Source organism: Staphylococcus caeli, from assembly GCF_051413795.1.
GTDB classification, from domain to species: domain Bacteria; phylum Bacillota; class Bacilli; order Staphylococcales; family Staphylococcaceae; genus Staphylococcus; species Staphylococcus caeli_A.
Genome location: NZ_JBOIRQ010000007.1, coordinates 71602 through 96513, shown reverse-complemented (window position 1 = coordinate 96513; position 24912 = coordinate 71602). Strand labels below are relative to the sequence as shown.

The 24912-nt window shown below is 33.7% G+C and carries 25 protein-coding genes; 16 read left to right on the top strand and 9 right to left on the bottom strand.

Annotated features, from left to right (window positions below):
• Nucleotides 1–86 precede the first annotated feature (86 nt).
• From tsaE to ACSULM_RS05670, 5 genes are all read left to right on the top strand, one after another.
• Complete coding sequence (gene tsaE, locus ACSULM_RS05690) at nt 87–557, top strand: tRNA (adenosine(37)-N6)-threonylcarbamoyltransferase complex ATPase subunit type 1 TsaE (RefSeq protein WP_436861238.1); 471 nt, start codon at nt 87–89, stop codon at nt 555–557.
• Nucleotides 529–1191, top strand: a complete 663-nt coding sequence (gene tsaB / locus ACSULM_RS05685; protein WP_436861236.1) for a tRNA (adenosine(37)-N6)-threonylcarbamoyltransferase complex dimerization subunit type 1 TsaB — start codon at nt 529–531, stop codon at nt 1189–1191. Before tsaE ends, tsaB begins: the two co-directional genes overlap by 29 nt.
• On the top strand, nt 1164–1628 hold the full coding sequence (gene rimI / locus ACSULM_RS05680) for a ribosomal protein S18-alanine N-acetyltransferase (RefSeq protein ID WP_436861234.1): 465 nt from the start codon (nt 1164–1166) through the stop codon (nt 1626–1628). Before tsaB ends, rimI begins: the two co-directional genes overlap by 28 nt.
• The gene (gene tsaD / locus ACSULM_RS05675; RefSeq protein WP_436861233.1) at nt 1621–2649 is read left to right on the top strand and encodes a tRNA (adenosine(37)-N6)-threonylcarbamoyltransferase complex transferase subunit TsaD; all 1029 of its coding nucleotides are present in this window, start codon (nt 1621–1623) and stop codon (nt 2647–2649) included. The genes rimI and tsaD overlap by 8 nt, the downstream gene beginning before the upstream one ends.
• A gap of 174 nt (nt 2650–2823) precedes the next feature.
• On the top strand, nt 2824–3246 hold the full coding sequence (locus ACSULM_RS05670) for a VOC family protein (protein ID WP_069996537.1): 423 nt from the start codon (nt 2824–2826) through the stop codon (nt 3244–3246).
• 128 nt (nt 3247–3374) lie between these two features.
• Here ACSULM_RS05670 and ACSULM_RS05665 read toward each other — a convergent pair whose 3' ends face one another.
• Together ACSULM_RS05665 and ACSULM_RS05660 are read right to left on the bottom strand one after the other, a co-directional pair.
• Nucleotides 3375–4976, bottom strand: coding sequence for a MutS-related protein (locus ACSULM_RS05665; RefSeq protein WP_436861231.1), 1602 nt, complete (start codon nt 4974–4976; stop codon nt 3375–3377).
• 368 nt (nt 4977–5344) lie between these two features.
• Nucleotides 5345–7273: an ABC-F family ATP-binding cassette domain-containing protein gene (locus ACSULM_RS05660; protein ID WP_436861229.1), complete on the bottom strand. Its 1929-nt coding sequence runs from the start codon at nt 7271–7273 to the stop codon at nt 5345–5347.
• A gap of 150 nt (nt 7274–7423) precedes the next feature.
• Here ACSULM_RS05660 and ACSULM_RS05655 point away from each other — a divergent pair, with 150 nt between their 5' ends.
• The 6 genes from ACSULM_RS05655 to ACSULM_RS05630 all read left to right on the top strand — a co-directional run bounded on the left by ACSULM_RS05655 (nt 7424) and on the right by ACSULM_RS05630 (nt 13213).
• Nucleotides 7424–8065, top strand: a complete 642-nt coding sequence (locus tag ACSULM_RS05655; protein WP_436855749.1) for a redox-sensing transcriptional repressor Rex — start codon at nt 7424–7426, stop codon at nt 8063–8065.
• Between the two features lie 170 nt (nt 8066–8235).
• Nucleotides 8236–9321 carry a YeeE/YedE family protein gene (locus ACSULM_RS05650; protein WP_436861227.1) on the top strand — a complete coding sequence of 362 codons (1086 nt, stop codon included), beginning with the start codon at nt 8236–8238 and terminating at the stop codon, nt 9319–9321.
• Nucleotides 9322–9342: 21 nt separating this feature from the next.
• On the top strand, nt 9343–9567 hold the full coding sequence (locus ACSULM_RS05645) for a sulfurtransferase TusA family protein (protein ID WP_436861225.1): 225 nt from the start codon (nt 9343–9345) through the stop codon (nt 9565–9567).
• Nucleotides 9568–9714: 147 nt separating this feature from the next.
• Nucleotides 9715–10668 (top strand): LacI family DNA-binding transcriptional regulator, encoded by a 954-nt coding sequence (locus ACSULM_RS05640; RefSeq protein ID WP_436861223.1) that lies wholly within the window; start codon nt 9715–9717, stop codon nt 10666–10668.
• Between the two features lie 98 nt (nt 10669–10766).
• Complete coding sequence (locus ACSULM_RS05635; RefSeq protein ID WP_436861220.1) at nt 10767–12251, top strand: sucrose-6-phosphate hydrolase; 1485 nt, start codon at nt 10767–10769, stop codon at nt 12249–12251.
• Entirely contained in the window at nt 12248–13213 is a 966-nt protein-coding gene (locus ACSULM_RS05630) for a carbohydrate kinase family protein (RefSeq protein ID WP_436861216.1), read from the top strand. The genes ACSULM_RS05635 and ACSULM_RS05630 overlap by 4 nt, the downstream gene beginning before the upstream one ends.
• A 71-nt stretch (nt 13214–13284) precedes the next feature.
• On the opposite strand, the gene agrA is transcribed toward ACSULM_RS05630, so the two are convergent.
• From agrA to ACSULM_RS05600, 6 genes are all read right to left on the bottom strand, one after another.
• Nucleotides 13285–14001: a quorum-sensing response regulator AgrA gene (gene agrA / locus ACSULM_RS05625; RefSeq protein WP_436855743.1), complete on the bottom strand. Its 717-nt coding sequence runs from the start codon at nt 13999–14001 to the stop codon at nt 13285–13287.
• A 12-nt stretch (nt 14002–14013) separates the two neighbouring features.
• A complete protein-coding gene (gene agrC, locus ACSULM_RS05620) occupies nt 14014–15309 on the bottom strand; it encodes a quorum-sensing sensor histidine kinase AgrC (protein ID WP_436861215.1) in 1296 nt (431 codons plus the stop codon).
• 26 nt (nt 15310–15335) lie between these two features.
• The gene (gene agrD / locus ACSULM_RS05615; protein WP_436861213.1) at nt 15336–15473 is read right to left on the bottom strand and encodes a cyclic lactone autoinducer peptide AgrD; all 138 of its coding nucleotides are present in this window, start codon (nt 15471–15473) and stop codon (nt 15336–15338) included.
• Between the two features lie 2 nt (nt 15474–15475).
• Nucleotides 15476–16045 carry an accessory gene regulator AgrB gene (locus ACSULM_RS05610; protein WP_436861211.1) on the bottom strand — a complete coding sequence of 190 codons (570 nt, stop codon included), beginning with the start codon at nt 16043–16045 and terminating at the stop codon, nt 15476–15478.
• A gap of 755 nt (nt 16046–16800) precedes the next feature.
• Complete coding sequence (locus tag ACSULM_RS05605) at nt 16801–17586, bottom strand: carbon-nitrogen family hydrolase (RefSeq protein ID WP_436861208.1); 786 nt, start codon at nt 17584–17586, stop codon at nt 16801–16803.
• A gap of 127 nt (nt 17587–17713) precedes the next feature.
• A complete protein-coding gene (locus ACSULM_RS05600; protein WP_436861205.1) occupies nt 17714–18343 on the bottom strand; it encodes a nitroreductase family protein in 630 nt (209 codons plus the stop codon).
• 191 nt (nt 18344–18534) lie between these two features.
• On the opposite strand from ACSULM_RS05600, the gene ACSULM_RS05595 reads away from it, so the two are divergent.
• Nucleotides 18535–20124, top strand: coding sequence for an SdrH family protein (locus ACSULM_RS05595; protein WP_436861203.1), 1590 nt, complete (start codon nt 18535–18537; stop codon nt 20122–20124).
• Between the two features lie 59 nt (nt 20125–20183).
• On the opposite strand, the gene mroQ is transcribed toward ACSULM_RS05595, so the two are convergent.
• On the bottom strand, nt 20184–20927 hold the full coding sequence (gene mroQ, locus ACSULM_RS05590; RefSeq protein WP_436861202.1) for an intramembrane glutamic endopeptidase MroQ: 744 nt from the start codon (nt 20925–20927) through the stop codon (nt 20184–20186).
• Between the two features lie 180 nt (nt 20928–21107).
• On the opposite strand from mroQ, the gene groES reads away from it, so the two are divergent.
• The 4 genes from groES (at nt 21108) to ACSULM_RS05570 (ending at nt 24896) form a co-directional block, all read left to right on the top strand.
• Nucleotides 21108–21395: a co-chaperone GroES gene (gene groES / locus ACSULM_RS05585; RefSeq protein ID WP_436855734.1), complete on the top strand. Its 288-nt coding sequence runs from the start codon at nt 21108–21110 to the stop codon at nt 21393–21395.
• A gap of 72 nt (nt 21396–21467) precedes the next feature.
• Nucleotides 21468–23090 (top strand): chaperonin GroEL, encoded by a 1623-nt coding sequence (groL, locus tag ACSULM_RS05580; RefSeq protein WP_436855733.1) that lies wholly within the window; start codon nt 21468–21470, stop codon nt 23088–23090.
• Nucleotides 23091–23329: 239 nt separating this feature from the next.
• Nucleotides 23330–24268 carry a cation diffusion facilitator family transporter gene (locus ACSULM_RS05575; protein ID WP_436861200.1) on the top strand — a complete coding sequence of 313 codons (939 nt, stop codon included), beginning with the start codon at nt 23330–23332 and terminating at the stop codon, nt 24266–24268.
• A gap of 160 nt (nt 24269–24428) precedes the next feature.
• A complete protein-coding gene (locus ACSULM_RS05570; protein WP_436861198.1) occupies nt 24429–24896 on the top strand; it encodes a DinB family protein in 468 nt (155 codons plus the stop codon).
• Nucleotides 24897–24912: the final 16 nt, after the last annotated feature.

The window sequence follows — 24912 nt, the reverse complement described above, 5'->3', positions numbered from 1 at the left end:
CACTGCGTTAGATACTCTAATAAAGCTCATGCATAAAAGCAACTACTCACAATAAATTGTGAAGTTGCTTTAAAAAGGAGAGGGCAATGATAAAAGTCAGGGATTTAGAAGGTATGAAGAGATTTGGTGAATTACTAGCACAACAGTTATCAGCCGGAGACCTCATTTTACTGAATGGTGACCTCGGTGCTGGAAAGACGACACTAAGTCAATTTATCGGTAAAGCGTTGGGTGTTAAACGTAATATTAATTCTCCGACATTTAATATTATAAAATCATATCAAGGAACAAATTTAAAATTGCATCATATGGATTGTTATAGATTAGAAGATTCTGAAGAAGATTTAGGTTTTGAAGAATACTTTGAAGATCATGCGGTCATTTTAATCGAGTGGAGTCAATTTATTGCTGAGTATTTGCCGCCGAATTATTTAACAGTCAATATTAAATCAGAAGGGCCGTCTGAAAGAATAATAGAACTCAACTCACATGGTGAACATTACATGCGCATAAAGGAGGCCATTGAACGTGAATTATCTATTGATGGATACATCTAACCAACCAATGTCAGTTGCACTTATGAAAGATAATACCGTAGTAGCTGAAATAAATTCTAATGAAAAAACAAATCATTCTGTACAACTCATGCCGGCGATTTCAAAAGTTTTAAATGAAAGTGATATAGCTAAAGAAGATATTGATGCGATTGTCGTTGCACAGGGGCCGGGTTCATATACTGGACTTAGAATCGGCGTGACTGTTGCGAAAACACTAGCTTACGCTTTAGATTCACAACTATACGGTGTATCTTCATTAAAAGCATTGGCAGCTTCAATTAAAGAAGAAGGCAGCTTAATTGTCCCAATATTCGATGCAAGACGAGAAGCAGTATATACTGGTGTTTATAAAAATGTCGATGGTAAACTCATACAAATAGTAGAAGATCAATATTTACCTATTAGTGAATTATTAACTTTACTTCATGAGCAAAACGAACCATATCAATTTGTTGGAACAGATACTGAAAAACTTGGCGATTTATTAGATAGTCATTGTGTGCCTAATATACCTCAAGCAAAAGATATGCAACCTTTAATCGATAAACCTGAAGACATTCATCAATTCAAACCAAATTATATTAAATTATCAGAGGCGGAACGAAATTGGTTAAACCAACAGAGCAAGAATTAAATATTCGTTTGATGGGTTTACAAGATGTGCCACAAGTATTTGATATCGAGCGAAATAGTTTTAATGATAGTAGTTGGTCAATTGATGCATTTTATCATGAAGTTGAACAGAATGAATTTGCACATTATTTTATAATTGAATTTAATGATAAAATAATTGGATATATCGGATTATGGATTGTTATCGATCAAGCACAAATTACGACTGTAGCAATAGATGAAGCATATAGAGGACATGGCTTGGGCCAATTATTACTGAAGTATGTTATGAATTATGTTCAAACAAAGTGTGACATGATGAGTTTAGAAGTACGTGTAGATAATGAAATCGCACAACGTGTGTATACCAATTTAGGTTTTCAATATGGTGGAAAACGGAAAAATTATTACGGTGAAGGTGAGGATGCGTTAGTGATGTGGGTGAATTTAAATGAATGAAACAACATTAATATTAGCAGTTGAGTCTAGTTGTGACGAAACGAGTGTGAGTATCATTAAAAATGGTACTCAAATTTTAAGTAATGTGGTACTTAGTCAAATTGAAAGTCATAAACGATTTGGTGGCGTGGTCCCTGAAGTTGCCAGTAGACACCATGTTGAAGGTATAACAACTACTATAGATGAGGCGTTAGAAACCGCACAAGTGACAATGAAAGAGATAGATGCAGTAGCTGTTACACAAGGGCCTGGTTTAATTGGTGCATTGCTAGTTGGTATCAATGCTGCTAAAGCGTTAGCCTTCGCATATGATAAACCATTAATTCCTGTGCATCATATTGCAGGTCATATCTATGCTAACCATTTAGAAAGTCCACTTCAATTCCCACTGATGGCTTTAATTGTCTCAGGTGGACATACAGAATTAATTTATATGAAAGATCATTTAAGCTTTGAGGTTATTGGCGAAACACGTGATGATGCTGTAGGTGAGGCCTATGATAAAGTAGCTAGAACAATTGGTTTAGGTTATCCAGGTGGTCCAAAAGTTGATAAATTGGCAGCTGAGGGAACAGATAGTTATCATTTTCCAAGAGTATGGCTCGACAAAGATAGCTATGACTTTAGTTTTAGCGGTTTGAAAAGTGCAGTGATTAACAAACTGCATAATTTACGTCAAAAAGGTGAAGAAATCAATGAAGCGGATGTGGCTGCAAGTTTTCAAAGTAGCGTCGTAGAAGTGTTAGTAGGTAAGACGATTTCAGCCTGTGCCAATTATAATGTGAAACAATTGGTAGTAGCAGGTGGTGTCGCAAGTAATAAAGGTTTGAGAACGAAATTAGCAGAGGCATCTGAAGAACATCAAATTAACTTGGCAATTCCAAGTCCTAAATTGTGTACAGATAATGCGGCAATGATTGGTGCAGCCGGCCATTATCTATACCATGCAGGTGTAAGTGCAGATATGACATTAAATGGTTATAACAGTATGGATATTGAGCAAAGTACAATCAATAACTAATCAAAGGTGCATGTAGAAATTTATCAATAATGATAACTGAGGCTGTGTTTAGGTCTCAGTTTTTTTGCGGTTGTTTTTAGCTGAAAGTGGGTATATTAAATTTAGAGTTTTGATAATTACAAAATTTATAGACGAGATTTTACTGAAAAGCTTAATACAAGGAGGCAATATATAATGAAAGCAGTACAATATTTTAATTTTCAAAATAGTAAAGCAGCATTGAATTTTTATGAAAAACATTTAGGTGCAACTGATATTAAACGCATTACTGGTGGAGATGAAATGTTTAAAGATATGCCGGAGGAATTTCAAGTTGACCCTGATTTTACAATGAATGCATCATTTAAAATCCTAGGAGAAAGTTTCTATTGCAGCGATACTTGGAAAAATAAAAAAATTGACAATAGTGGGGCAGTCGTTACCTTTACATTTGATAATTCAAATGAAGCAGATAAAGCAGCTGCCAAGGCATTCTTTGATAAAGCAGTTGAAGGTGGTTGTGAAGTGACAATGCCATTAGGTGCGACAGAATGGTCTGAATTCTATGGTATGTTTAACGACCCATTTGGTGTTACTTGGATGGTAAACGCTGAATAGTAAGTTACTCTTATGTGCGAAGACTACTCTAATATTAAAAAGTTGAGAAATCGCATACGATAGTCAAATTATAAAACGGGACAGTAACCATGATACTTAATTGGTTGTTGTCCCGTTTTTTAATATGTTTAATTATCGTTATTTGCCATTTTTTTGGCACGATCATATATTTGATTTGGAAAATCCATGATACGTAATAATTCAATAGCATTTCTTGTATCTGCTTTGCCTGGTTTAATTTTAAAATCAAATGAGATTTCATTGTGAGAAATAGATTCATTGAAATGATAATTAATATAATTTCGTTCTAATAAATTGGAAAGCTCAATATCATGTGTTGCTGCGATAACTGTATAAGTTTGTAAAGCATTTAAATAATTTAATACGGATTCTGAGGCAGCGATACGTTCAGTTGTATTGGTACCTTTGAATATTTCATCGATAAAGACATAAACTTTATCATTAGTCTTAATATCAAACAGTCGTTTAATCGATTTTACCTCGGACATAAAGTAACTGTCTCCTGATAATATATCATCCTGATTGACCATAGATGTGTAAACTAAGCCAGGTTTATAAACAAACTTGGAAGCAGAAGCAGTGTGTATATTCTCAGATAACACAATATTAAGTGCCACAGCTTTCATAAATGTGGATTTACCTGAAGCATTCGATCCGGTCAATAAGATATGATTATCGATTGTTAAGCTATTAGGTATTGCTTGATGAATCAATGGATGTGTTAAATCCACGAAATCAATGCAATCGTCGTCTGTCTTTTCTGGAAGTGTATAGTTATCCAATGTTTCTCTCCATAAAGCTACTGCATAATGATTATCGATATGGGCAATATAGTCGTAGCAAGCCATCACTTCATCTTCATATTTCTTGAAACTGTGCTGTATCAAATGAAATAGATGATAATCTAACATGAACATCAATTTGAATAACATAGAGAAAATTGACGTTTCATCGCTTGAATTTACGCGGCCAAGTAATCCACTAAAACGACGCGCAGTGGTAAAATGATTAAAATTTACGTCTAAATTTGGCATTAATGGATTCGCTTGTATAACATAAGCTTTTTTAATCACATTGGAAGTGTAGAACATAGAATTTAAATCTTGATCATAGCTACGTTTAAGCATACCACTTAAAATCATATTAAAAATTGCAGAAATGATAGTTAAAGGGATACCTATTGTTGGTGCAAAAAATGCACTAATTGCGAAAATCAATGGAAAGTATGTACATATCATGAACAATAGATTTCGCTTAATGGGTGCAATTTGATCTGGAAATATAGGATAAATCGCTTTGCCAATTTGAGCTAAGTGTAACGAAATTTCACTTCTAAATGTTTGGTTTGTTCTGAAATGAGCCATGAGTGATTCATCTTGTACTTTGAACATATTACGCAAGGTTGCAAATAGTCTCATTTCTCCGATAGCTGTAAAATTGAAATTCATATTATGAAATACGCTATCTAAATTTAAATTGGACCAAGTTTTATCATCTAACAGTTGGTGTTGATTATAGTGATGTTTATATGTATCAAATTGATAACTATATGTATGATTTGGTCTGATAAACTTTTCGAGTGTTCGTTGTGATGACCATAGTGTTGAAATATCACGAGCTAGCTTTTTATTTGCAACGATGGGCGTCACAATAGTTAGAGCTGAAGCAGCTATGATAAAAGCAATAAAGAACCATAAAATTGGGGGCATGGTGAAACGTTTCCTTTCTATAATTGTGTTTCTTAATCTATTAATTATATTATGACATTGTACGAATTAATGAACAAACCATGCTGAAGTGAACATTGAACATATAGTTATACTGAGTAATGTCAATAGGGAACGTGCGTACTTATCAACAAACGGTGCACAAGTTGTGGATAACCTAGTGTAAATGATGTGGATATAAGCCGATTTCTGAATTTTATACACGGTGAAAAGTTACTTTTTACTTGTGGATAACTAGGATAACTCTGTGGATAGCTATTATCACAGGTATTTCAATGTGTATAGTTTTAATGATAAAAAAATTAAAAAAAACAGCTAAAGTAGAATTTTTTACTTTAGCTGTTTGGCACCTATATTAACTTTTCTTGTAATTCTGCCCATTCTGACATGACTTGTTCTAATTTTTGTTCGGCTTCTGATTTAGCAAGTGCTAATTCATTGGCTTTCTCTGGATTTGAATAGACTTCCGGCTGGGTCAACTGTTCGTCAATCTCATTAATTTCTTGTTCGTACTGATCAATATGCGTTTCACATTGTTCGATTTTGCGTTCGATTTGACGTTGTTCTCTTTTTTGTGCTTTTTGATCCACGTAGGAGTCTGTGGGTTGCTCTGCTGTTTTTGAAGTTACAGGGTTTTCCAAATCCTTTTTAGCTTGTAAGGCTGCTTTTTCTTCAATTTTTTCGAGATAATACTGATAATTTCCGAGATATATTGTGCCACCGTCATGATCTAAATCATATACTTTGTTTGCAAGTTGATTAATAAAATAACGATCGTGAGAGACAAAGATAATTGTACCCTCAAAGTTTGCAAGTGCTTGTTCTAGCATTTCTTTAGAATCGATATCCAAGTGGTTTGTTGGCTCATCTAATATAAGGACGTTATTACGTTCTAACATGAGTAATGCCAATTGTAATCGTGCTTTTTCGCCACCAGATAAATCGTTGATGATTTTTTTAACATCGTCTTGAACAAATAAGAAACGACCTAATACAGCTCGAATATCTTTTTCATTCATAGTAGGGTATTGATTCCACAAATAATCTAAAATGGTTTTGTTCGATTTGAATTCAGCTTGTTTTTGATCATAATAGCCTATTTTTAAATTAGCGCCGGTTGTTATATCGCCGCCGAGTTGATCTTGAATACCTGCAATGGTTTTAATTAGAGTCGATTTACCAATACCATTAGGGCCGATAATAGCTATATGATCTCCTTTTGTAACTTCTATATGAATACCTTGAGTGATAGGGGTATCGTACCCAATTGCTAAATGTTTAATATGAAATACGTCATTTCCTGTATTTCTATCAAAATCAAATTGGATATTTGCACTTTTAGCATCAATCATAGGTTTATTGATACGTTCAATCTTTTCTAATGTTTTGCGACGACTTTTTGCCATGCCAGTCGTGGATGCACGTGCAATATTTTTCTCGACAAATGTTTCTAGCCGTTTGATTTCAGCTTGCTGTCTTTCGTATTCTTGCATGCGTTTTTCATAATATTTATCTCGTTGTTCTATGAATTGCGCAAAATTTCCAACATAATGTTGCACATCGCCAAGGGCCACATCATAAATCTGCGTAACAATTTTATCTAGAAAATACCGATCATGACTGATGATAACAATGGCACCTTTAAAGTAATTTAAATAATTTTCTAGCCATTGTGTTGTTTCCATATCTAAATGGTTTGTAGGTTCGTCGAGTAGCAACAAGTCCGGCTCACTTAATAGCATTTGAGCTAGTGACAGTCTTGTCTTTTGACCACCACTAAAATCATTGATGGGTCTATCAAAGTCCGCTTCACTAAAATTCAAACCATGCAACACGGTCTTTATCTTGCTTTCATATTGATAACCATCTTGTTGTTCGAATTGATTGGAAAGTGATTCATAGCGATTTAAATGTGACTTATAATCATCAGTATCAAATGCATCAGCGTGTTGTGCAAGCCAATCGGTCTCTTTATTCATTTCGATTTCTAATTGCTTTATCGCTTCAAAAGGTTGCGACATTTCATCGAATACAGTTTGATCTGTATCTAATGTCATTTGTTGTGTTAAATAACCAAGTTTTAGGTTTTTACTTTTAGATACATGTCCATCATCATAATCTTCGACGCCAGCTATAATTTTCATAAGTGTAGATTTACCGGCACCATTGCGGCCAACGATACCTATACGCTCTCCTGATTTCACTTCGAAATCGACATTGCTAAAAATGTCTTCGCCGTCGAAAGATTTGGTTAAATCATTAAGTTGTAATAATATCATTCTATTTGCACCTCTCTATTCATTCCTATTCTACAGTATTCATGGCATGGTTAAAACTATCAGTGTTTATTTTTATGAAGCATTAATGTATAATGTTGTAGTGATTATAAGATTATTGCGTAACAAACATTGAAATAGGGGGACACGATCTTGGCTAATCAAAGCGAAAAGATTCCTCGTGCCACATTGAAACGTTTACCGTTATATTATAGATTCGTCAATACGTTAAAATCTAAAGGTATAGACAGAGTGAATTCCAAAGCAATCAGCGAAGGACTAAATATTGACTCTGCAACGATACGTAGAGATTTTTCTTATTTTGGAGAATTGGGTAAAAAAGGATACGGCTATAATATAGATAGTTTATTACATTTCTTTAAAAATGAAATAAGCGAAAACGATGAAATTAAGATTGCAATTGTAGGTGTAGGGAACTTAGGGAAAGCATTACTCACATATAACTTCTCGATACATGATGAGATGACAATTACTGAAGCATTTGATATCAGAGAAGAAATTATCGGGACACAAATAGGTAAAGTGACAATCAGCCCATTTGATACGATTAAGGATATATTGGCACAAGAACAAATAGATGTTGTCATATTAACGACGCCTGAAGAAGCGGCGCAAAAAGTTGCTGACACGTTGGTCGAAGCAGGTGTTAAAGGCATCTTAAACTTTACGCCAAGCAGAGTATTAACGCCTTCAGACGTTCAAGTCCATCATATTGATTTAGGGATAGAGTTACAGTCATTATTGTTCTTTATGAAAAATTATAGTAATAAATAATATCATTTCAAACTAGCATTTTATAAGTGCAACATTTTGGTTGATTCCAAGTGTGCTTATAGGATGCTAGTTTTTTGTTTCTAAAATATTTTATGAATCAGAAGGTTGAAATTTTGTATAGAATCTAATATTATTAATCTTATTGATTTTATCGGAAAAGAGGGCATAAGATGACATGGTTAATTATTAGTGGACTGATTGTAGGTGCCTTACTAGGCTTTGTTATGCAAAGAACGCGGTTTTGCTTAGCTGGTGGATTTAGAGATATGTATATTCAAAAGAGCAATAAAATGTTTTATGCATTACTTATAGCAATTACGGTACAGAGTATTGGATTGTTGATTTTAACGTCAACAGGACTCGTGCAAATTCCAGCATCGACTTATCCTATTATTGGGACAGTTATTGGTTCATTTATTTTTGGATTAGGTATTATCCTTGCTGGTGGATGTGCTACTGGCACTTGGTACAGGGCTGGAGAAGGTTTAATTGGTAGTTGGATGGCGTTAATCGCATATGCATTTACAGCTGCAGTCACGAAGTTTGGTTTATTATTACCGTTGATGAATGGTTTGAATAAGCCAACGAATGTCAATACGAGTATGTCACAAACAACGGGGATTCCAACTTGGATTTGGGTTGCATTACTTACGATTATTACAGTCTTTTTTGTAGGGAAAACGCTACGCAAGCCGAAACCTAAATTTGCAGTTCCTAAATTAAAACAAAAATTTACCGGTGTACGTCATTATTTATTTGAGAAAAAATACCATCCCTTTGTTGCAGCCATAGCTATTGGTTTGATCGCACTACTTGCATGGCCTGTCAGTGAAACAACAGGAAGAATGTATGGTTTAGGCATCACGACGCCATCTGCGAATTTAGTTCAATTTTTCTTAACAGGTGATGTGAAACTACTCGATTGGGGCGTATTCCTAGTACTTGGTATATTCTTTGGTTCATATATTGCTGCTAAGGGTGCGAGAGAGTTCAAATGGCGTTTACCAGATAAGAAAACAATTCGTAATAGTATTATTGGCGGTGTATTTATGGGATTTGGTGCATCAGTTGCAGGCGGTTGTTCGATAGGGAATGGATTAGTTGAAACTGCGACGATGTCATGGAAAGGTTGGATTGCACTTGCATCCATGATTCTTGGTGCTTGGACAATGAGTTATTTCGTCTTTATTAGACCGATGAAAAAAGCACAACAAGTTTCCGATACAAATACATCAAAGACAGCACAAACAACATAAATTGAGAAGGAGGACGTAAATATGGTACACGAATTAGGTACAGTGGGCATGGTTTGTCCATTTCCATTAATAGAAGCACAAAAGAAAATGAATACACTAGATCAAGGTGATGAGTTGAAAATTGATTTTGACTGTACACAAGCGACAGAAGCATTACCAAATTGGGCAGCAGAACAAGGCTATCCAGTAACGAACTATGAGCAGTTAGATGATGCTTCATGGACAATTACAATTCAAAAAGCATAAAAGTGAGAATAAACCAACTTATCTAATTTAAGGCATTATAACTTAATTAGGTCGGTTGGTTTTTATTTTTTAAATAGTATTTAAAGCAAGGGCATTATGATAGAATAAATATTGTTTACAATAGCGAAGTAATGAGAGTGAGAAACTATGAAAAATATTGCCGATATCGCGAAATTAGCTGGAGTCTCTAAAAGTACAGTATCTAGATATTTAAATAATGGCTCGGTCAGTAGTCAGACGAAACAAAAATTAGATGAAATTATTCAAACATATGATTATCAACCTAATCAATTTGCGCAAAGCTTACGTGCGCATCGTACAAATATGATTGGCGCAATTATTCCCAGAATGAATTCACATGCCGTAGATGAGACGGTTAAAGGGATTAAGACAATATGTGATGATTTAAATTATAGATTATTATTAAACTACACAAACTTAAATCCAGAATTAGAAATTGATGCATTGGAGACCTTCTATAGAAGTAAAATGGACGGTATTATTTTTATGGCAACAGATATTACTCCGGAACATTTAGAAGTCATCAATAAAGTGCGTGTTCCAGTAATTATCGTCGGACAATCACATAAAGATTTGCACTGCATTATTTATGACGATTATCAAGCTGGTTATTTGGTTGGTGATGCGTTAGGGCGTCAAGGTTATCAACAGATTAAATTCTTTGGTGTTACCGAAACAGACAGTGCGGTGGGTATAAATAGGAAAAACGGTCTGATTGCAGGTTTAAATGCTCACGGTATAGAGCCTAATATTTCAATCACCTCTTTTAACTATAGTGAAGCGTTATTAGATGTAGAGAAAGTATTACAAGCACATACACATTATGATGCAATCGTTGGTGCGACGGACTCAATTGCACTAGCAGTACATAAATATCATTCCAAACATGGGATTACCAAGCATATTGTTGGTTTTGGGGGAGATCCAGTGACAGAAATTGTTTCGCCAGCTATCCAAACAGTTCATTATGCCTTTGAACATGCTGGAGAGGTGGCAATGGATATGTTGGATAAAATGATTCAACAGCACCCAATAGAAAAAGAAATCGTTATTGGCATAGACCAATCATTTAAAAAATAAATCAAACATGATATTATGTATTAGTAAATAATGGAACCGGTACCAAAAATATATTTTTAAACTGATTTAACTGAATTATAAATAGGAGGAAACATGACATGGCACAGTGGACAAATGAAGCACGCTATCAAAAATATGAAGATGTAGATCAATCAACACTCGATGCATTAACTGAAAAAGTAAATCAATCTGAATATCGACAAACATTCCATATACAACCGACAACAGGTTTGCTAAATGATCCTAATGGACTTATATATTTTAATGGAACATACTATATTTCACATCAATGGTTCCCACTTGGACCTGTCCACGGATTGAAATATTGGTATACATATACAAGTAAAGATCTCGTACATTTTGATGCGGTTGGACCAACGCTCAAGCCAGATACTAAAGATGACAGTCATGGGGTATACAGTGGTAGCGCATTTGAATACAATGGTAACCTTTATTATATGTATACAGCTAATCATAGAGATGAAGATTGGAACAGAATATCGACCCAACATATAGCTAAAGTTTCCAAAGACGGCGAGATTACGAAATTCCCTAAACCAGTAATTGGAGAACCGCCATTTGGTTACACACAACATTTTAGAGATCCGAAAGTATACGTAAAAGATGATGTATATTATGCCTTTATCGCTGCCCAAAATATCAATAAACAAGGCAGAATCTTACAATACCGCTCAACAGATATTGTAAATTGGGAATTTCAAGGTGAAGTTAAAACAAATTTAGATGATTTTGGTTTTATGTGGGAGTGCCCAGACTATTTTAACTTAAATGGTTATGATGTTTTATTATTCTGTCCGCAAGGTATTGAGGCTGAAGAAGAACGCTTTAAAAATATTTATCAATCCGGTTATGTCATGGGTCAGTATGATATCAACCAACTGACGATGAACCATGCTGACTTTCATGAATTAGATTATGGTTTTGATTTTTACGCACCGCAAACGTTTTTAGATGAACATGGGCAACGTATTTTAATCGGATGGATGGGGCTACCAGAAGTTGATTATCCATCTGATGTTGATGGTTGGGCACACTGCTTAACAATTCCTCGTGTGTTAACAATTGAGGAAGGTAATTTGAAACAACGTCCAATCAAAGCGCTGGAACAATTACGCACAAATAAAGAAACTGCTTTGGGTTATGCCAATAAATTTACGAAACAATTACATCCATATGAAGGTAAACAATATGAACTCATTATAGATATTTTAGATAATGAAGCCACAGAATTATATTTTGAAGTACGTACAAGTAAAACGGAGACTACTTTAATCACATATAATACGAAAGAACAAAAAGTTACATTTGATCGTAGTGAAAATAGTCAACTACCAAGTCCAGTTGAAGGAACGACAAGAACTACTTATTTAGATACGCCATTATCACAACTACAGATGTTTATAGATACATCTAGTATTGAAATTTTCTGTAATAATGGTGAACGTGTGATGACTTCTAGAATATTTACGGACGCATCAGCTACAGGTATTAAAACTTCAACAGAATCAGGACAAGTCTACTTACGATTTACCAAATATGATTTGAAAGGTGATTCAGAATGAGACGATTACTTGCGATAGGTGAGGCATTAATTGATTTTATACCTAATACAACAGACGCCAAATTAAAAGACGTCGAAGGCTTTTCACGTCAAGTTGGTGGCGCGCCTTGTAATGTAGCTTGCACAACGTCGAAACTTGGTGGGCAAGCAGAAATGATAACACAATTGGGACAAGATGCATTTGGCGATCTCATTATTGAGACAATCGAAGACATAGGTGTAGGTACTCAGTACATTAAACGTACACAAGAAGCCAATACTGCATTAGCTTTTGTGAGTCTTACGAAAGACGGAGAGCGCGACTTTTCTTTTTATCGTAAACCATCTGCCGATATGCTTTTTCAACCTCTAAATGTGGAAAATATTCAAGTGACAGAGCAAGATCTCTTACACTTCTGTTCAGTAGATTTGGTTGAGAGTCCAATGAAACAAGCACATCTAGCTCTGATAGACAAAGTGAAGCAAGCTGAAGGAACGATTGTTTTTGATCCGAATGTACGTTTACCGTTATGGGAAGATGCCGAAGATTGTAAAAAGACGATTCAATCATTTTTACCTTTAGCAAATATCATTAAAATTTCAGATGAAGAACTCTCGTTTGTAACTGGATATGAGGATGAAACACAAGCCATCCAATGGTTATTCCAAGGAGATGTTGAAGCGGTTATTTATACAAAAGGGGCTGCTGGTGCGGTCATTTATTTGAAAGATGGAACAGTAAATAGTCACAGTGGATTTAAAGTAAAACCAGTGGATACAACAGGAGCTGGTGATGCATTTATTGGTGCCTTAATCAGTAAATTATTAAGAAATGAAGATATGAGTCCACTCCAACTTCTGAAACAAGAGGGTGAAGCGATTTTAGCATTTAGTAACTATGTAGCAGCAATGGTTACAACGAAATATGGTGCTATTGAGAGTATCCCAACTTTGAAAGAGGTCAATGAAGCATTAGAAGCCTAGTACAAGCATATAAGCACAAACAAAAAAGCAAACCTCAAGCTATAATGGCTGATAGGTTTGCTTTTTATGTATTATATTTTTTTGATATTTCTTACAGAAGCATAGCAATGCTCTTTATTTTTAAAATAAACAACGCGTGATTTTGAATCAATGGATTCTATATTATGCCTATTTACCACAAAGCTATTATGACATCTGAAAAAGCGGTCATCTAATTGATCTAATTCTTTAAGGTTGCCATAAAACTCAATTTGACGATTATCCAGATGCGCAATCAAACGATGCGATTTAGTAGAAGATTCAAAGAACATGACGTCATCATATTGAACGTAAATTGAATTACTGCCACGTTTCAATTCGATTGTTTCAACACTACTCTCTTTAGACAATAATTTAAGTCTTGATTCTGATGTCTCTAAACAATCTATAATTCTAGATTTTAATTCGTCCGGATCATCTTTAAAAATGAAATCCATCGCTGCGACCTTATAAACAAACGTTAAGTAAGTCAATTCACTATGACTAGTAACAAAAATAATATTACCAACTGGATCGTGTTTCCGAATTTCACTTGCAAGCTTGATACCATTGATATCCGCTTCAAGTTGAATATCTAGAAAGTAACAACCAATATCATTAAGGTTTTTTGAACGTTCTAAGATGTCATAAGGATCAGCTGTAGCAACTTCGATTTCCATCGGTTTTTCTTCTATCATGATGTAGTTATTAATAATAGAAACCATATGCTCGCGTTGTCTTTCATCATCTTCACAAATGAATATTTTCATAGTTACACATCCTTATGAATCTGTATTTAATATTTCTACTTTTTGAATAAAATAGTTGTTATCTATCGTTGTATCTAATAAAACATTCGTAGTTGAATCCGTCAACTCTTTTAAAGTTGAAAGACCTAGACCACGATTCTTGCCTTTAGTTGAGAAATTCTCTTGGAACAGGGTATGGACTTTAGGCATATCAGGTTCACATTTATTCATAACGATTAACATGACGCCGGCATCCTCATTTTTAATAAATGCGATACGAATTAAAGGATCGTCTTCAATTTTTTCTGAAGCTTCAATCGCATTATCCAATAAGATGCCAATAACTCTACTTAAATTAATAATCGGCATATCAATTTTGTCGATAGGCTCTGGTACTTCTATGCTAATACGTATGTTTTTCTCTTGAGCTTGTAGTATTTTTGTCGTTAACAGTCCTTTGACTTCACGCACATGCAAATTTTCAATACCATTTATTTTGATGGCATTCATTTGCATGCTGTCCTGCATAGGTAAAATTTCAGATCGAAAATACTTTCTCAGACCTTCCATATCTTCTTCTCTAATAAAATCCGATAAAGTTGATAAAATATTAACATAATCATGTCTAAACTTGCGCATTTCATTATTAATCTTTTCAATTTGCAACGTATATTTATAGTAGTTTTCAATTTCCTGCATATTTCGTTTGTATTGAATTTGACGGATAATACTAAAGGAAATAGTAATAATTACAATAGCAATAGATATTATGAAAACAGCATATATTATTGATAAAAACTTTATATCTTTAAAAGAAATTGCTTCTTTAGGTAAGTAAATATTAAGTAACAATAATGCTGTGATTAAGAATAATGAAACCATTACTAGATACAATTTGTTAAATGATAGTACGGATTTATCAAGTCTAGTTAAAAAGAAACGTATGATATACATAAATATGATATAAATAAATACAAAAGTTACAGCATAAAATAATTGATATTTTAACGGGGAAGCATCAAAGTCTAAAAAAGTTGCGATTAACCAAACTGCAAAAAAGTTTGCTATGTACATTATAAAGAAACTACCTAGTACTGAAATGATGCCAATAATTTTATTTTTTTTATATGCAAAGATAGCAAAAGTGATTAATAACAATAATAGAGCTTGAGTTCCCCATGTTTGAAATAAAATAGCAGTCAGGATTGCAACCATAAGTAATATGATTACATCCTTAACTGCAAATTTCACTTTATTGAAAAACTTAATTGCAAAAATAATTAAAAATAACTGGATTAGCGGTATAAAATAAATAGTGAATATTGCCATGTTTTACACACTTTCTATATTAACAATTATTTGTATAAATCTGTGATTTCTTCTGGTATTTCAACTTCATCAGCAAAGGCTACGCATAAATGACCACCTGATGCAGCCCCCAATACTGAAAAGAATTTTGCGACGATTTTAAAAACAGAATCTAGTAAATGCATAATTAAACATCCTCCTTAAAAAATAATGTTGGTAATTGGAATGTTGATACAATAATAATACCAAGTAAAATAAATTGTTGGTACGGTGTACTGAAGAACATGGAAATTATTAACAATAAACTACTAACTACTATTGTCTTTACTTTCTTATTCTTTTTAAGTCGCTCAGGTATAGGTTGTTTTTTTGTACCTCTTGGCGCAAGTATAGCCAAAATGATAAAGCCGATGATTGCTAATGGGTATAAATAAAGAGATGACACATGATAATACCCAACTATGGCGGGTAATAAAACAAATAGTACCAAGCTTTGTGCGTAACAAACTAACGAACTTTTAGCATGTGCACCATGTGCAAAAATGCGTATGAGTAAAAATGATAAGTGTACAGTAAGTGTGTAAAGAAACATATGGCAAAGGAGTGATACGCCATAAATTATAATTGTTTTAGAAAGATTATTGATAAATATTTGTAAGCCTACACGTATTTTTAAATAATCAATATGTTCGAGATTATTTTTTTGTTGAAGCTTACGTGCGATACGATCTATTTTATTATCTATTATCTTACCCATGGCAATCTCTCCTTGACCGCATTATACAATTTAAATTAAGTTTTATGCGTCTTATTGCTTAACTGTATATTTTGAATTCCTAACTGTATAAATTACTTATCTGACTAATTTTATCATATTTTTGAAAACAGTTAGGAAGGAAATATGACGAGTTGGGGAATTTTTTACGAAAACTTAATAAATCATGGTTAAATGTACTTGTATCACAAAGAAGTGATTACATTTTACAAATCATTTAATCAAATTTGTTTGAATTCTGATTGAATGATGACGTTGGTTAGACTTTTGAGCAGGGGTCTAATTAACACACTAATTATGTAACTGTACTTTCTTCGTATAGTTGTAATAGTTACAAATTTAGTTCTCGTTTTTCAATTAATTGATTACAAACAAGAGGAGGCTGATGTAGTGACAAACCATTTCTCAGCAAGAATTAGTGATTTCGTAAAATAATACTTTCAGGTACACAACGCGCTTAATGTAATTAAGCAATCCCTTATTTGAATTTGCAGAACCTTCCCAGTCTCATATTCAAATACCATTTTAACATTGTCTATAACAGAGACAATTTAAAGTTTAAAACATGTAAGCTATCGTAACATCATTCAATTTATCATTTTAATCGGTAAATTCACTAAATTTTTTCATAATTAATAACATCCCCAAAAATAGATAGAGAAATAACTGTAAAAAACATTCCCTTAATAATAAGTTACAAAAACCGTGAGTCCCTCCCAAGCTCACGGTTTTTTCTTTTATTTATATAAGTGGGGACGTAAATTTTTAAATACAGGAATGGTCTCTCGCTGTTTTGCTACTTCAGATATTTCGATATCACAGGTAATATGGTCAGGTTTATTATCGAGTTGTGCAACTACTTCACCATTGGGATTTATGACAACTGAATGACCTGCATATTCTGTTTGTCCATCTTCACCGCAACCGTTACAGCCTATAACATACATATCATTTTCAATCGCACGTGCTTTTAACAAAGCTAACCAATGATTTAATCTCACTTGTGGCCACTGTGCTACATAGAATGCAATTTCTGCATCTTTTCGTGCTGGATAACGCAATAATTCTGGGAAACGTAAGTCATAACAAATAATTTGAGTCACTTTAATTCCATTAGATAAATGGAAAGGTTCGGGCACTGCATTTCCAGGATTTAGAAAGTTCGGCTCATCTAACATTGGCACTAAATGTATTTTGTCATAACTACTGATTAAGTGACCCTGCTTTGAAACTGCAAAAGCAGTATTATAAACTTTATCTTTCATGGCATTTGAAACTGAACCTGCGATGATATCAACTTGATATTGAATGGCAAGTTTAGAAATAAATTCATAACTTCTTGATAGTTGAGAATCAGATAATTCCTTTAATTGCGGTAGGGCATAGCCATTATTCCACATTTCTGGTAATACCACGACCTCTGTTTCAGACGTTACATAACTAGCAAACCATTTTTCGATGGTCTCTTCATTTAAGGCAACATTTGCTGGCTCTACTTTAAATTGGAAAATTTCGATATTCATTTCCATCACCCTCATTGTATTATTAAATTAAATATACTAGATATAATCAGATAATTCAAAATACGTACTTTAAAATAAAAAAAGCAATGATTACTCATCGCTTTTTAATGCTACTTCTTATCAATAATTATTTTCTAACTAAGAAGCGTTCGCTTACATCATGAAATGCTTTTTCTCCAGCATCTTCACGAATATTACCAAATGGCATTTGTGCTACAAGCTTCCAAGTAGTTGGAATATCAAATGCTTCTGCAACAGCTACATCTACAAGTGGGTTGTAATGTTGTAAAGAAGCGCCAATGCATTCGGTACTTAATGCAGTCCATATTGCAAATTGGTGCATAGCATTCGTTTGGTTAGACCAAATTGCAAAGTTTTCAGCATAATTAGGCATTTGGTTTTGTAAACCTTCAACAACAGTTTCATCTTCATAATATAAAATAGTACCATGTGAATGTTTGAAATTATCAATTTTATCAGAGGTAGGTTGGAAATCACGATCTGAGCCCATTGTATTTTTTAATGCTTGTTTAGTAATATCCCAGAATTTGTCATGCTTTTCTTCTAATAATAATACGATACGTGTTGATTGTGAATTAAAAGAAGAAGGTACATGTTTAATCGCATGTTCGATAATATTTTCTACCTCTTTGTCAGAAATTGAAATTTCTTTATCTAAACTATAAATTGTGCGTCTTGTTTCGATAGCTTTTTGTAAACTTTCAAGTGTTGAAGCGTTTTTACTAAATAATCCCATGGAAAAGCTCCTTATCGTTAATTTATTTTATATATCAAGTATAATAATTATACTTGGTTTTGTAAATAGCTTTTTACTTAATTTCAAAAATATTAATATTTCCTTTCAATAAACCGACTTTTAATGAAATGTTATAGTATTTCTTATATACTAGATGTGAATATAAGAATTTTTAATACGGAGGTGAACTCATGAAACGATATCACACACATAAGTTTTTGATGTCTAGTTTTGCTATTGTAATAAGTACTGCATTTATTTCAAAGCCAACACAGGCATCAGTAGAAAATACAATTGTGCCAAAAACTAGTCTAACTTCAGATTCAGGTCAAATAAATGATGAAACCTCTGTAGCTGATAATATGTCGTTGTTTGTAGAGAATTCCAATAGCGACAATCGTTTAAGTCATTTTGTGATGCCCTCAACTGAGTTTCCAACAACAATTAATGATAATACAACGGAAGAGAAGCCAACTGACAATACTGGAGAAAATAGTGATGGTACAACAGGTGGGATTGATAATCCAGACACTGGTGGAGGAAGCGAAACACCAGGTGATGGAAGTGACGGAGGATTAGAGAATCCAGACGAGCCAGACAAACCTGACACTGGTGGAAGTGACGGAGGATCAGATAATCCAGACACTGGTGGAGGAAGCGAAACACCAGGTGATGGAAGTGACGGAGGATCAGATAATCCAGACAAGCCAGATAAACCTGACACTGATGGCGGAAGTGAAACGCCAGATGGTGGAAGTGATGGAGGATCAGAGAATCCAGACAAACCCGACGAGCCAGATAAACCTGACACTGGTGGAGGAAGTGAAACGCCAGATGGTGGAAGTGGCGGTGGTTCAGGAGAACCAGGGAAGCCTGACAAACCGGATAAACCAGATACTGGTGGAGGAAGTGAAACGCCAGATGGTGGAAGTGGCGGTGGTTCAGGAGAACCAGAGAAGCCTGACAAACCGGACAAACCAGATACTGGTGGAGGAAGCGAAACCCCAGGTGGTGGCACAGGTCAGCCGAACCAACCCAATAACGGTGGAACAGGCAACTCAAAACCATCAGGGAGTCATAATGGTACAAGTTCAACCCCAAATCCATCAGACTCAAACCAATCAGGTACAAATAATCAACATCATTCAGGTCAACAACCTTCAAGTCAACAAGCAAATGATAATAGCGACAATGGTAACGGCACAAATAGCCAAGGATATACTCACTCAAATAATGAAAGACCAAACAATCAGGAGCATCCGTCCAATGAACGTCAATGGTTAAATCGATTTGATCAAATGTCGGCAGGATCTTTTAAATATAATCCGTTTATTTTAAATCAAATCAAACAATTAAGTGCTAATAGTGAAAATGTATCTGATAGAGAAATATCCAATGTTCTTAGAAAACAAAATTTTTCCGATAATAGATTTTTAGATGAATTACAAAAAGGTACAAACTATTTTAAGTTTCAGTATTTCAATCCATTGAAAAATAGAGATTATTACAAAAATTTAGATAGGCAAGTACTAGCATTAATTACTGGTGATATTGGATCAATGCCAGATTTGAAAAAACCAGTAAGTAAGGAATCATCGGGAAAATATGAATATCATTCAAGTAGTGATGAAGAGATGACACAAACTAAAGATAAATCATCATCTAATGCTATGGATGTTAAATTTGAACGTGCGCTATTTGCTTTAATTGCAGCTATGCTAATTATTTTCATAGGTGTTGTAATAGGCTATATTGTAAATCGTAAAAAAAGAAAAAAGTAAATTAGAATTAGAAAAAAGGAAGAACGTATGCGACTACGCGCACGTTCTTCCTTTTATGTTTAAATTATGAAATGAAATATAAATGATGTGGATTCTTGCATTTGTTTTATTTTTTCAGGACCAATTAATACTTGAATAATGACAACGAAACCATTCTGCATCATGTGAACCAAAATAGGCACCCAAATTCGTTTGGTTAGGGTATACAATCCAGCAAAAATAAATCCCATACCAAAGTAGATGACAAAAAATGATGGGTCTGCATGTGCAGCACTGAAAATCACAGAGCTAACAATTGCAGCTATCAAGAACTTAATTTTTTTATTAGCGTGAATGATATTATACAGTTCACCAAATATTACTTTTCTAAAAACAAATTCTTCTAAGATTGGACCAACAACGGATATTAAAATAATAAATAGTGGAATTTCTTGTGCCACTTTCATAAGTCGTTCAGTGTTGGGACTTGTTTGTGGTCCACCTAATACATACATGTTAATTATGCCAGCAATAATTTGATAAATCATGACTGCAAAATATCCACCTATTACCCAAAACGCGATAAATCGTTTCTTTGTTTTGGGTTCTTGTTCTAATCGTGTCGGATTAGCAATAAACAGATTTAGTAGAGATATTAAAATTGCTGCAACAATAAATAACCCGACTTGTGTATAAATATTTGCGAAAAGTAGTTCTTTATTGCTTAAATTGTCAAACAAGCCAAACATATGTAATAAAATGACACCAAATTGTGCCAAACCGTAAATAACTAATGTCAATATGGATACCCATAAACGAGACATAATGAACCTCCAAAAAATTTATATGATACTTTATTTTATCGTAAAAACAGGATTAAGACAAAATTAAGGGACGATGGTTTTAACTTGAAATATTGACCAACTTTGATTATTATAGAAATTAGATTAGCACTCACTATCTTAAAGTGCTAAACATTTTATACTTTGAAGGAGGAACTAAAAATGTTAAAGCCATTAGGTAACCGAGTAATTATTCAAAAAACAGAACAAGAGCAAACAACAAAAAGCGGTATTGTATTAACAGATAGCGCGAAAGAGAAATCCAACGAAGGTACGATAATTGCAGTAGGTGCAGGACGTATTTTAGAAGATGGTTCTCGTGTTGCTCCTGAAGTTAATGAAGGTGACAATGTGGTGTTCCAACAATATGCTGGAACAGAAGTTAAACGTGGTGACGAAACATACTTAATCGTTAACGAAGATGATATTTTAGCAATTATAGAAGCATAAATAAATTTTAGATTAATATAAATATAACGATAAATCATTAAATAAGAAACACATCATGGAGGTTAAAAAGTTATGGCAAAAGATTTAAAATTCTCTGAAGATGCACGCCAAGCAATGTTGAGAGGCGTAGATAAATTGGCGAATGCCGTTAAGGTTACAATTGGACCAAAAGGGCGTAATGTCGTATTAGATAAAGAGTATACTTCACCATTGATTACAAATGATGGTGTTACAATCGCAAAAGAAATCGAATTAGAAGATCCATATGAAAATATGGGTGCAAAATTAGTTCAAGAAGTTGCTAATAAGACAAACGAAATTGCTGGTGACGGTACGACAACTGCAACAGTATTAGCACAAGCTATGATTCAAGAAGGCTTAAAAAATGTAACTAGTGGTGCAAATCCAGTAGGTTTACGACAAGGTATCGACAAAGCCGTTGAAGTAGCCATCGAAGCATTACATGAAATTTCACAAAATGTAGATAATAAAAATGAAATTGCACAAGTAGGATCAATTTCAGCTGCAGATGAAGAAATTGGTAAATACATTTCTGAAGCAATGGAAAAAGTTGGTAATGATGGTGTTATTACGATAGAAGAATCTAGTGGCTTTAACACAGAATTAGAAGTCGTAGAAGGTATGCAATTTGATCGTGGTTACCAATCACCATACATGGTTACTGACTCAGATAAAATGGTTGCAGAACTTGAAAGACCATATATCTTAATCACAGATAAAAAGATTTCTTCATTCCAAGATATCTTACCGTTATTAGAGCAGGTTGTTCAATCTAATCGTCCAATCTTAATTGTTGCTGATGATGTTGAAGGTGATGCTTTAACAAACATCGTACTTAACCGTATGCGTGGTACATTTACGGCTGTAGCTGTAAAAGCACCAGGTTTCGGTGACCGTCGTAAAGCGATGTTAGAAGACTTAGCTATTTTAACAGGTGCACAAGTAATCACAGATGATTTAGGTTTAGAATTAAAAGATGCAACATTAGATATGTTAGGTACATCGAATAAAGCCGAAATCACAAAAGACAATACAACTGTAGTTGATGGTGATGGCGATCAAAATAGTATCGATGCACGTGTGAGTCAAATTAAAGCGCAAATTGATGAGACAGATTCTGATTTTGATAAAGAGAAATTACAAGAACGTTTAGCAAAATTAGCTGGTGGCGTTGCTGTTATCAAAGTTGGTGCTGCTAGTGAAACAGAACTTAAAGAACGCAAATTACGTATTGAAGATGCATTAAACTCTACTAGAGCAGCTGTTGAAGAAGGCATCGTTGCTGGTGGTGGTACTGCATTAATGAACGTATATGATAAAGTTGCTAAAATTGAAGCAGAAGGCGATGTTGCAACTGGTATTAATATTGTATTAAAAGCTTTAGAAGCACCAGTACGTCAAATTGCTGAAAATGCTGGTTTAGAAGGATCAATTATCGTAGAAAGACTTAAAAATGCTGATGTAGGTGTTGGATTCAATGCAGCTACAAATGAATGGGTGAATATGTTAGAAGCGGGTATCGTTGACCCTACGAAAGTAACTCGTTCATCACTACAACACGCTGCAAGTGTAGCGGCAATGTTCCTTACTACAGAAGCAGTTGTGGCAAATATTCCTGAAGAAAATAATAATGACGCTCAAGCAGGTATGGGCGGAATGCCAGGTATGATGTAATCAGTCATTTAAGATTATTACATTTTTGATAAAAAGTTTAAATTTATTACGCTATCCACTAGTTTATAGAACTTTTGGATAGCGTTTTTTTATGCTTTGAAATTATTGATTATTTGATTATAAAATTAGTGGTATTACTAACATCTAATAAATATGTAAAGTTTCGGACAATTTTGTTTTTTTTATTTAAAAATGACGAATTTTGCTATGATTAAATTATCATTTTAAGGAGTGAATCAATGGATGAAAAAACAAATTATTTTCACCATGTAGATCATAGAAAATTTCAAAATAGCTCTAAATATACACTTTGGGCTTCTTTAATAATTACAATCATTTTTACTGTAATTGAGTTTGTTGGAGGCATTGTTGCTAATTCATTAGCACTACTTTCGGATTCTTTTCACATGTTAAGTGATGTATTAGCACTTGGTTTATCAATGGTTGCTATATATTTTGCTAGCAAAGCGCCTACTCAAAAATATACTTTTGGATTTTTAAGATTAGAAATTATAGCAGCTTTTCTTAATGGATTAGCGTTAATGGTTATATCTGTATGGATTATGTATGAAGGTATCATGAGAATCATTCATCCACAACAGGTAGAAAGTGGCTTAATGGTATTTATTGCCAGTATCGGACTTGTCGTAAATGTCATATTAACATTGATTTTAGTTAGATCTTTGAAAAAAGAAAATAATGTCAATATTCAAAGTGCACTGTGGCATTTTATGGGAGATTTATTAAATTCAGTGGGCGTCATTGTAGCTGTTATTTTAATTCATTTTACTGGTTGGTATATTATCGACCCGATAATTAGTATCATTATCTCTTTAATTATTTTAAATGGTGGTTTTAAAATCACGAAAAATGCATGGAAAGTCCTTATGGAATGTGTACCAGATGAATTTCAAACAGATGCCATTATAGAAGATATGAAATCAGTTGAAGGTGTCATTGATGTGCACGAATTTCATTTATGGAGTATTACAACAAACCATAGTTCATTAAGTGCTCATGTCGTACTGAGTGATAAGTACATCCAATCTCCTTACGCAACGATTAATACAGTATCGGAGTTATTGAAAAATAAGTATGGTTTGGAACATGTAACATTACAAATTGAAAATATTGATTTAAATCATCTCAATGAAGCATATTTTAAACAATATAAGTAATTTGTGAGTTTAAGTAACTATTGCTATAGAAAATTATAAATACTTTATATAATATGAATGCTTTATGTAATTTAGGGTAATATAGAAAAGTATAATTAGTAACGGTTCTTATACATGATTTAATATGTTTTTCATTTTTAATATGAAAGGGAGCTAAATTATGACAAAAGCAACAGTTTACGAGGTTATTGACACGGGCGTCCATTACTTAATTTCAGCTTACGATAATTGGAATAACGAACAGATACTAGACGACAAGATTGACGCATTTCCCAACACAATCCACTGGCAATATGGACATGTACTAACAATTTTTGAAAGTGCATTATCACTTTGTGAACAAAATGAAGTGGATATCGCACGATACACGAGTCTTTTCGGATACGGTACTTCCCCGCAAAATTGGAATCATGAAGATGTACCTACTATAGATGAAATATTTAAATATTTAAAAACGTTACCTGACCGAGCTAGAAAATTAACAGACGAACAATTGGAATTAGAACTTACAGAAACGATAGCAGGGTGTAATACGTTAAATGAATTACTTGTACTTAATGCGATTCATATCCCATTACATGCAGGTAAAATCGAAGAAATGTCACGCATCCTAAAACAACAACAATAATAATATAAAACGGAGA

Bases quoted from the DNA above. Each gene is read 5' to 3' on its own strand.
- tsaE (WP_436861238.1), top strand. From the start codon at position 87: ATGATAAAAGTCAGGGATTTAGAAGGTATGAAGAGATTTGGTGAATTA.
- tsaD (WP_436861233.1), top strand. From the start codon at position 1,621: ATGAATGAAACAACATTAATATTAGCAGTTGAGTCTAGTTGTGACGAA.
- ACSULM_RS05670 (WP_069996537.1), top strand. From the start codon at position 2,824: ATGAAAGCAGTACAATATTTTAATTTTCAAAATAGTAAAGCAGCATTG.
- ACSULM_RS05665 (WP_436861231.1), bottom strand. From the start codon at position 4,976: ATGCCCCCAATTTTATGGTTCTTTATTGCTTTTATCATAGCTGCTTCA.
- ACSULM_RS05660 (WP_436861229.1), bottom strand. From the start codon at position 7,273: ATGATATTATTACAACTTAATGATTTAACCAAATCTTTCGACGGCGAA.
- ACSULM_RS05650 (WP_436861227.1), top strand. From the start codon at position 8,236: ATGACATGGTTAATTATTAGTGGACTGATTGTAGGTGCCTTACTAGGC.
- ACSULM_RS05645 (WP_436861225.1), top strand. From the start codon at position 9,343: ATGGTACACGAATTAGGTACAGTGGGCATGGTTTGTCCATTTCCATTA.
- ACSULM_RS05640 (WP_436861223.1), top strand. From the start codon at position 9,715: ATGAAAAATATTGCCGATATCGCGAAATTAGCTGGAGTCTCTAAAAGT.
- ACSULM_RS05635 (WP_436861220.1), top strand. From the start codon at position 10,767: ATGGCACAGTGGACAAATGAAGCACGCTATCAAAAATATGAAGATGTA.
- ACSULM_RS05630 (WP_436861216.1), top strand. From the start codon at position 12,248: ATGAGACGATTACTTGCGATAGGTGAGGCATTAATTGATTTTATACCT.
- agrA (WP_436855743.1), bottom strand. From the start codon at position 14,001: ATGAAAATATTCATTTGTGAAGATGATGAAAGACAACGCGAGCATATG.
- agrC (WP_436861215.1), bottom strand. From the start codon at position 15,309: ATGGCAATATTCACTATTTATTTTATACCGCTAATCCAGTTATTTTTA.
- agrD (WP_436861213.1), bottom strand. From the start codon at position 15,473: ATGCATTTACTAGATTCTGTTTTTAAAATCGTCGCAAAATTCTTTTCA.
- ACSULM_RS05610 (WP_436861211.1), bottom strand. From the start codon at position 16,045: ATGGGTAAGATAATAGATAATAAAATAGATCGTATCGCACGTAAGCTT.
- ACSULM_RS05605 (WP_436861208.1), bottom strand. From the start codon at position 17,586: ATGAATATCGAAATTTTCCAATTTAAAGTAGAGCCAGCAAATGTTGCC.
- ACSULM_RS05600 (WP_436861205.1), bottom strand. From the start codon at position 18,343: ATGGGATTATTTAGTAAAAACGCTTCAACACTTGAAAGTTTACAAAAA.
- ACSULM_RS05595 (WP_436861203.1), top strand. From the start codon at position 18,535: ATGAAACGATATCACACACATAAGTTTTTGATGTCTAGTTTTGCTATT.
- mroQ (WP_436861202.1), bottom strand. From the start codon at position 20,927: ATGTCTCGTTTATGGGTATCCATATTGACATTAGTTATTTACGGTTTG.
- groES (WP_436855734.1), top strand. From the start codon at position 21,108: ATGTTAAAGCCATTAGGTAACCGAGTAATTATTCAAAAAACAGAACAA.
- groL (WP_436855733.1), top strand. From the start codon at position 21,468: ATGGCAAAAGATTTAAAATTCTCTGAAGATGCACGCCAAGCAATGTTG.
- ACSULM_RS05575 (WP_436861200.1), top strand. From the start codon at position 23,330: ATGGATGAAAAAACAAATTATTTTCACCATGTAGATCATAGAAAATTT.
- ACSULM_RS05570 (WP_436861198.1), top strand. From the start codon at position 24,429: ATGACAAAAGCAACAGTTTACGAGGTTATTGACACGGGCGTCCATTAC.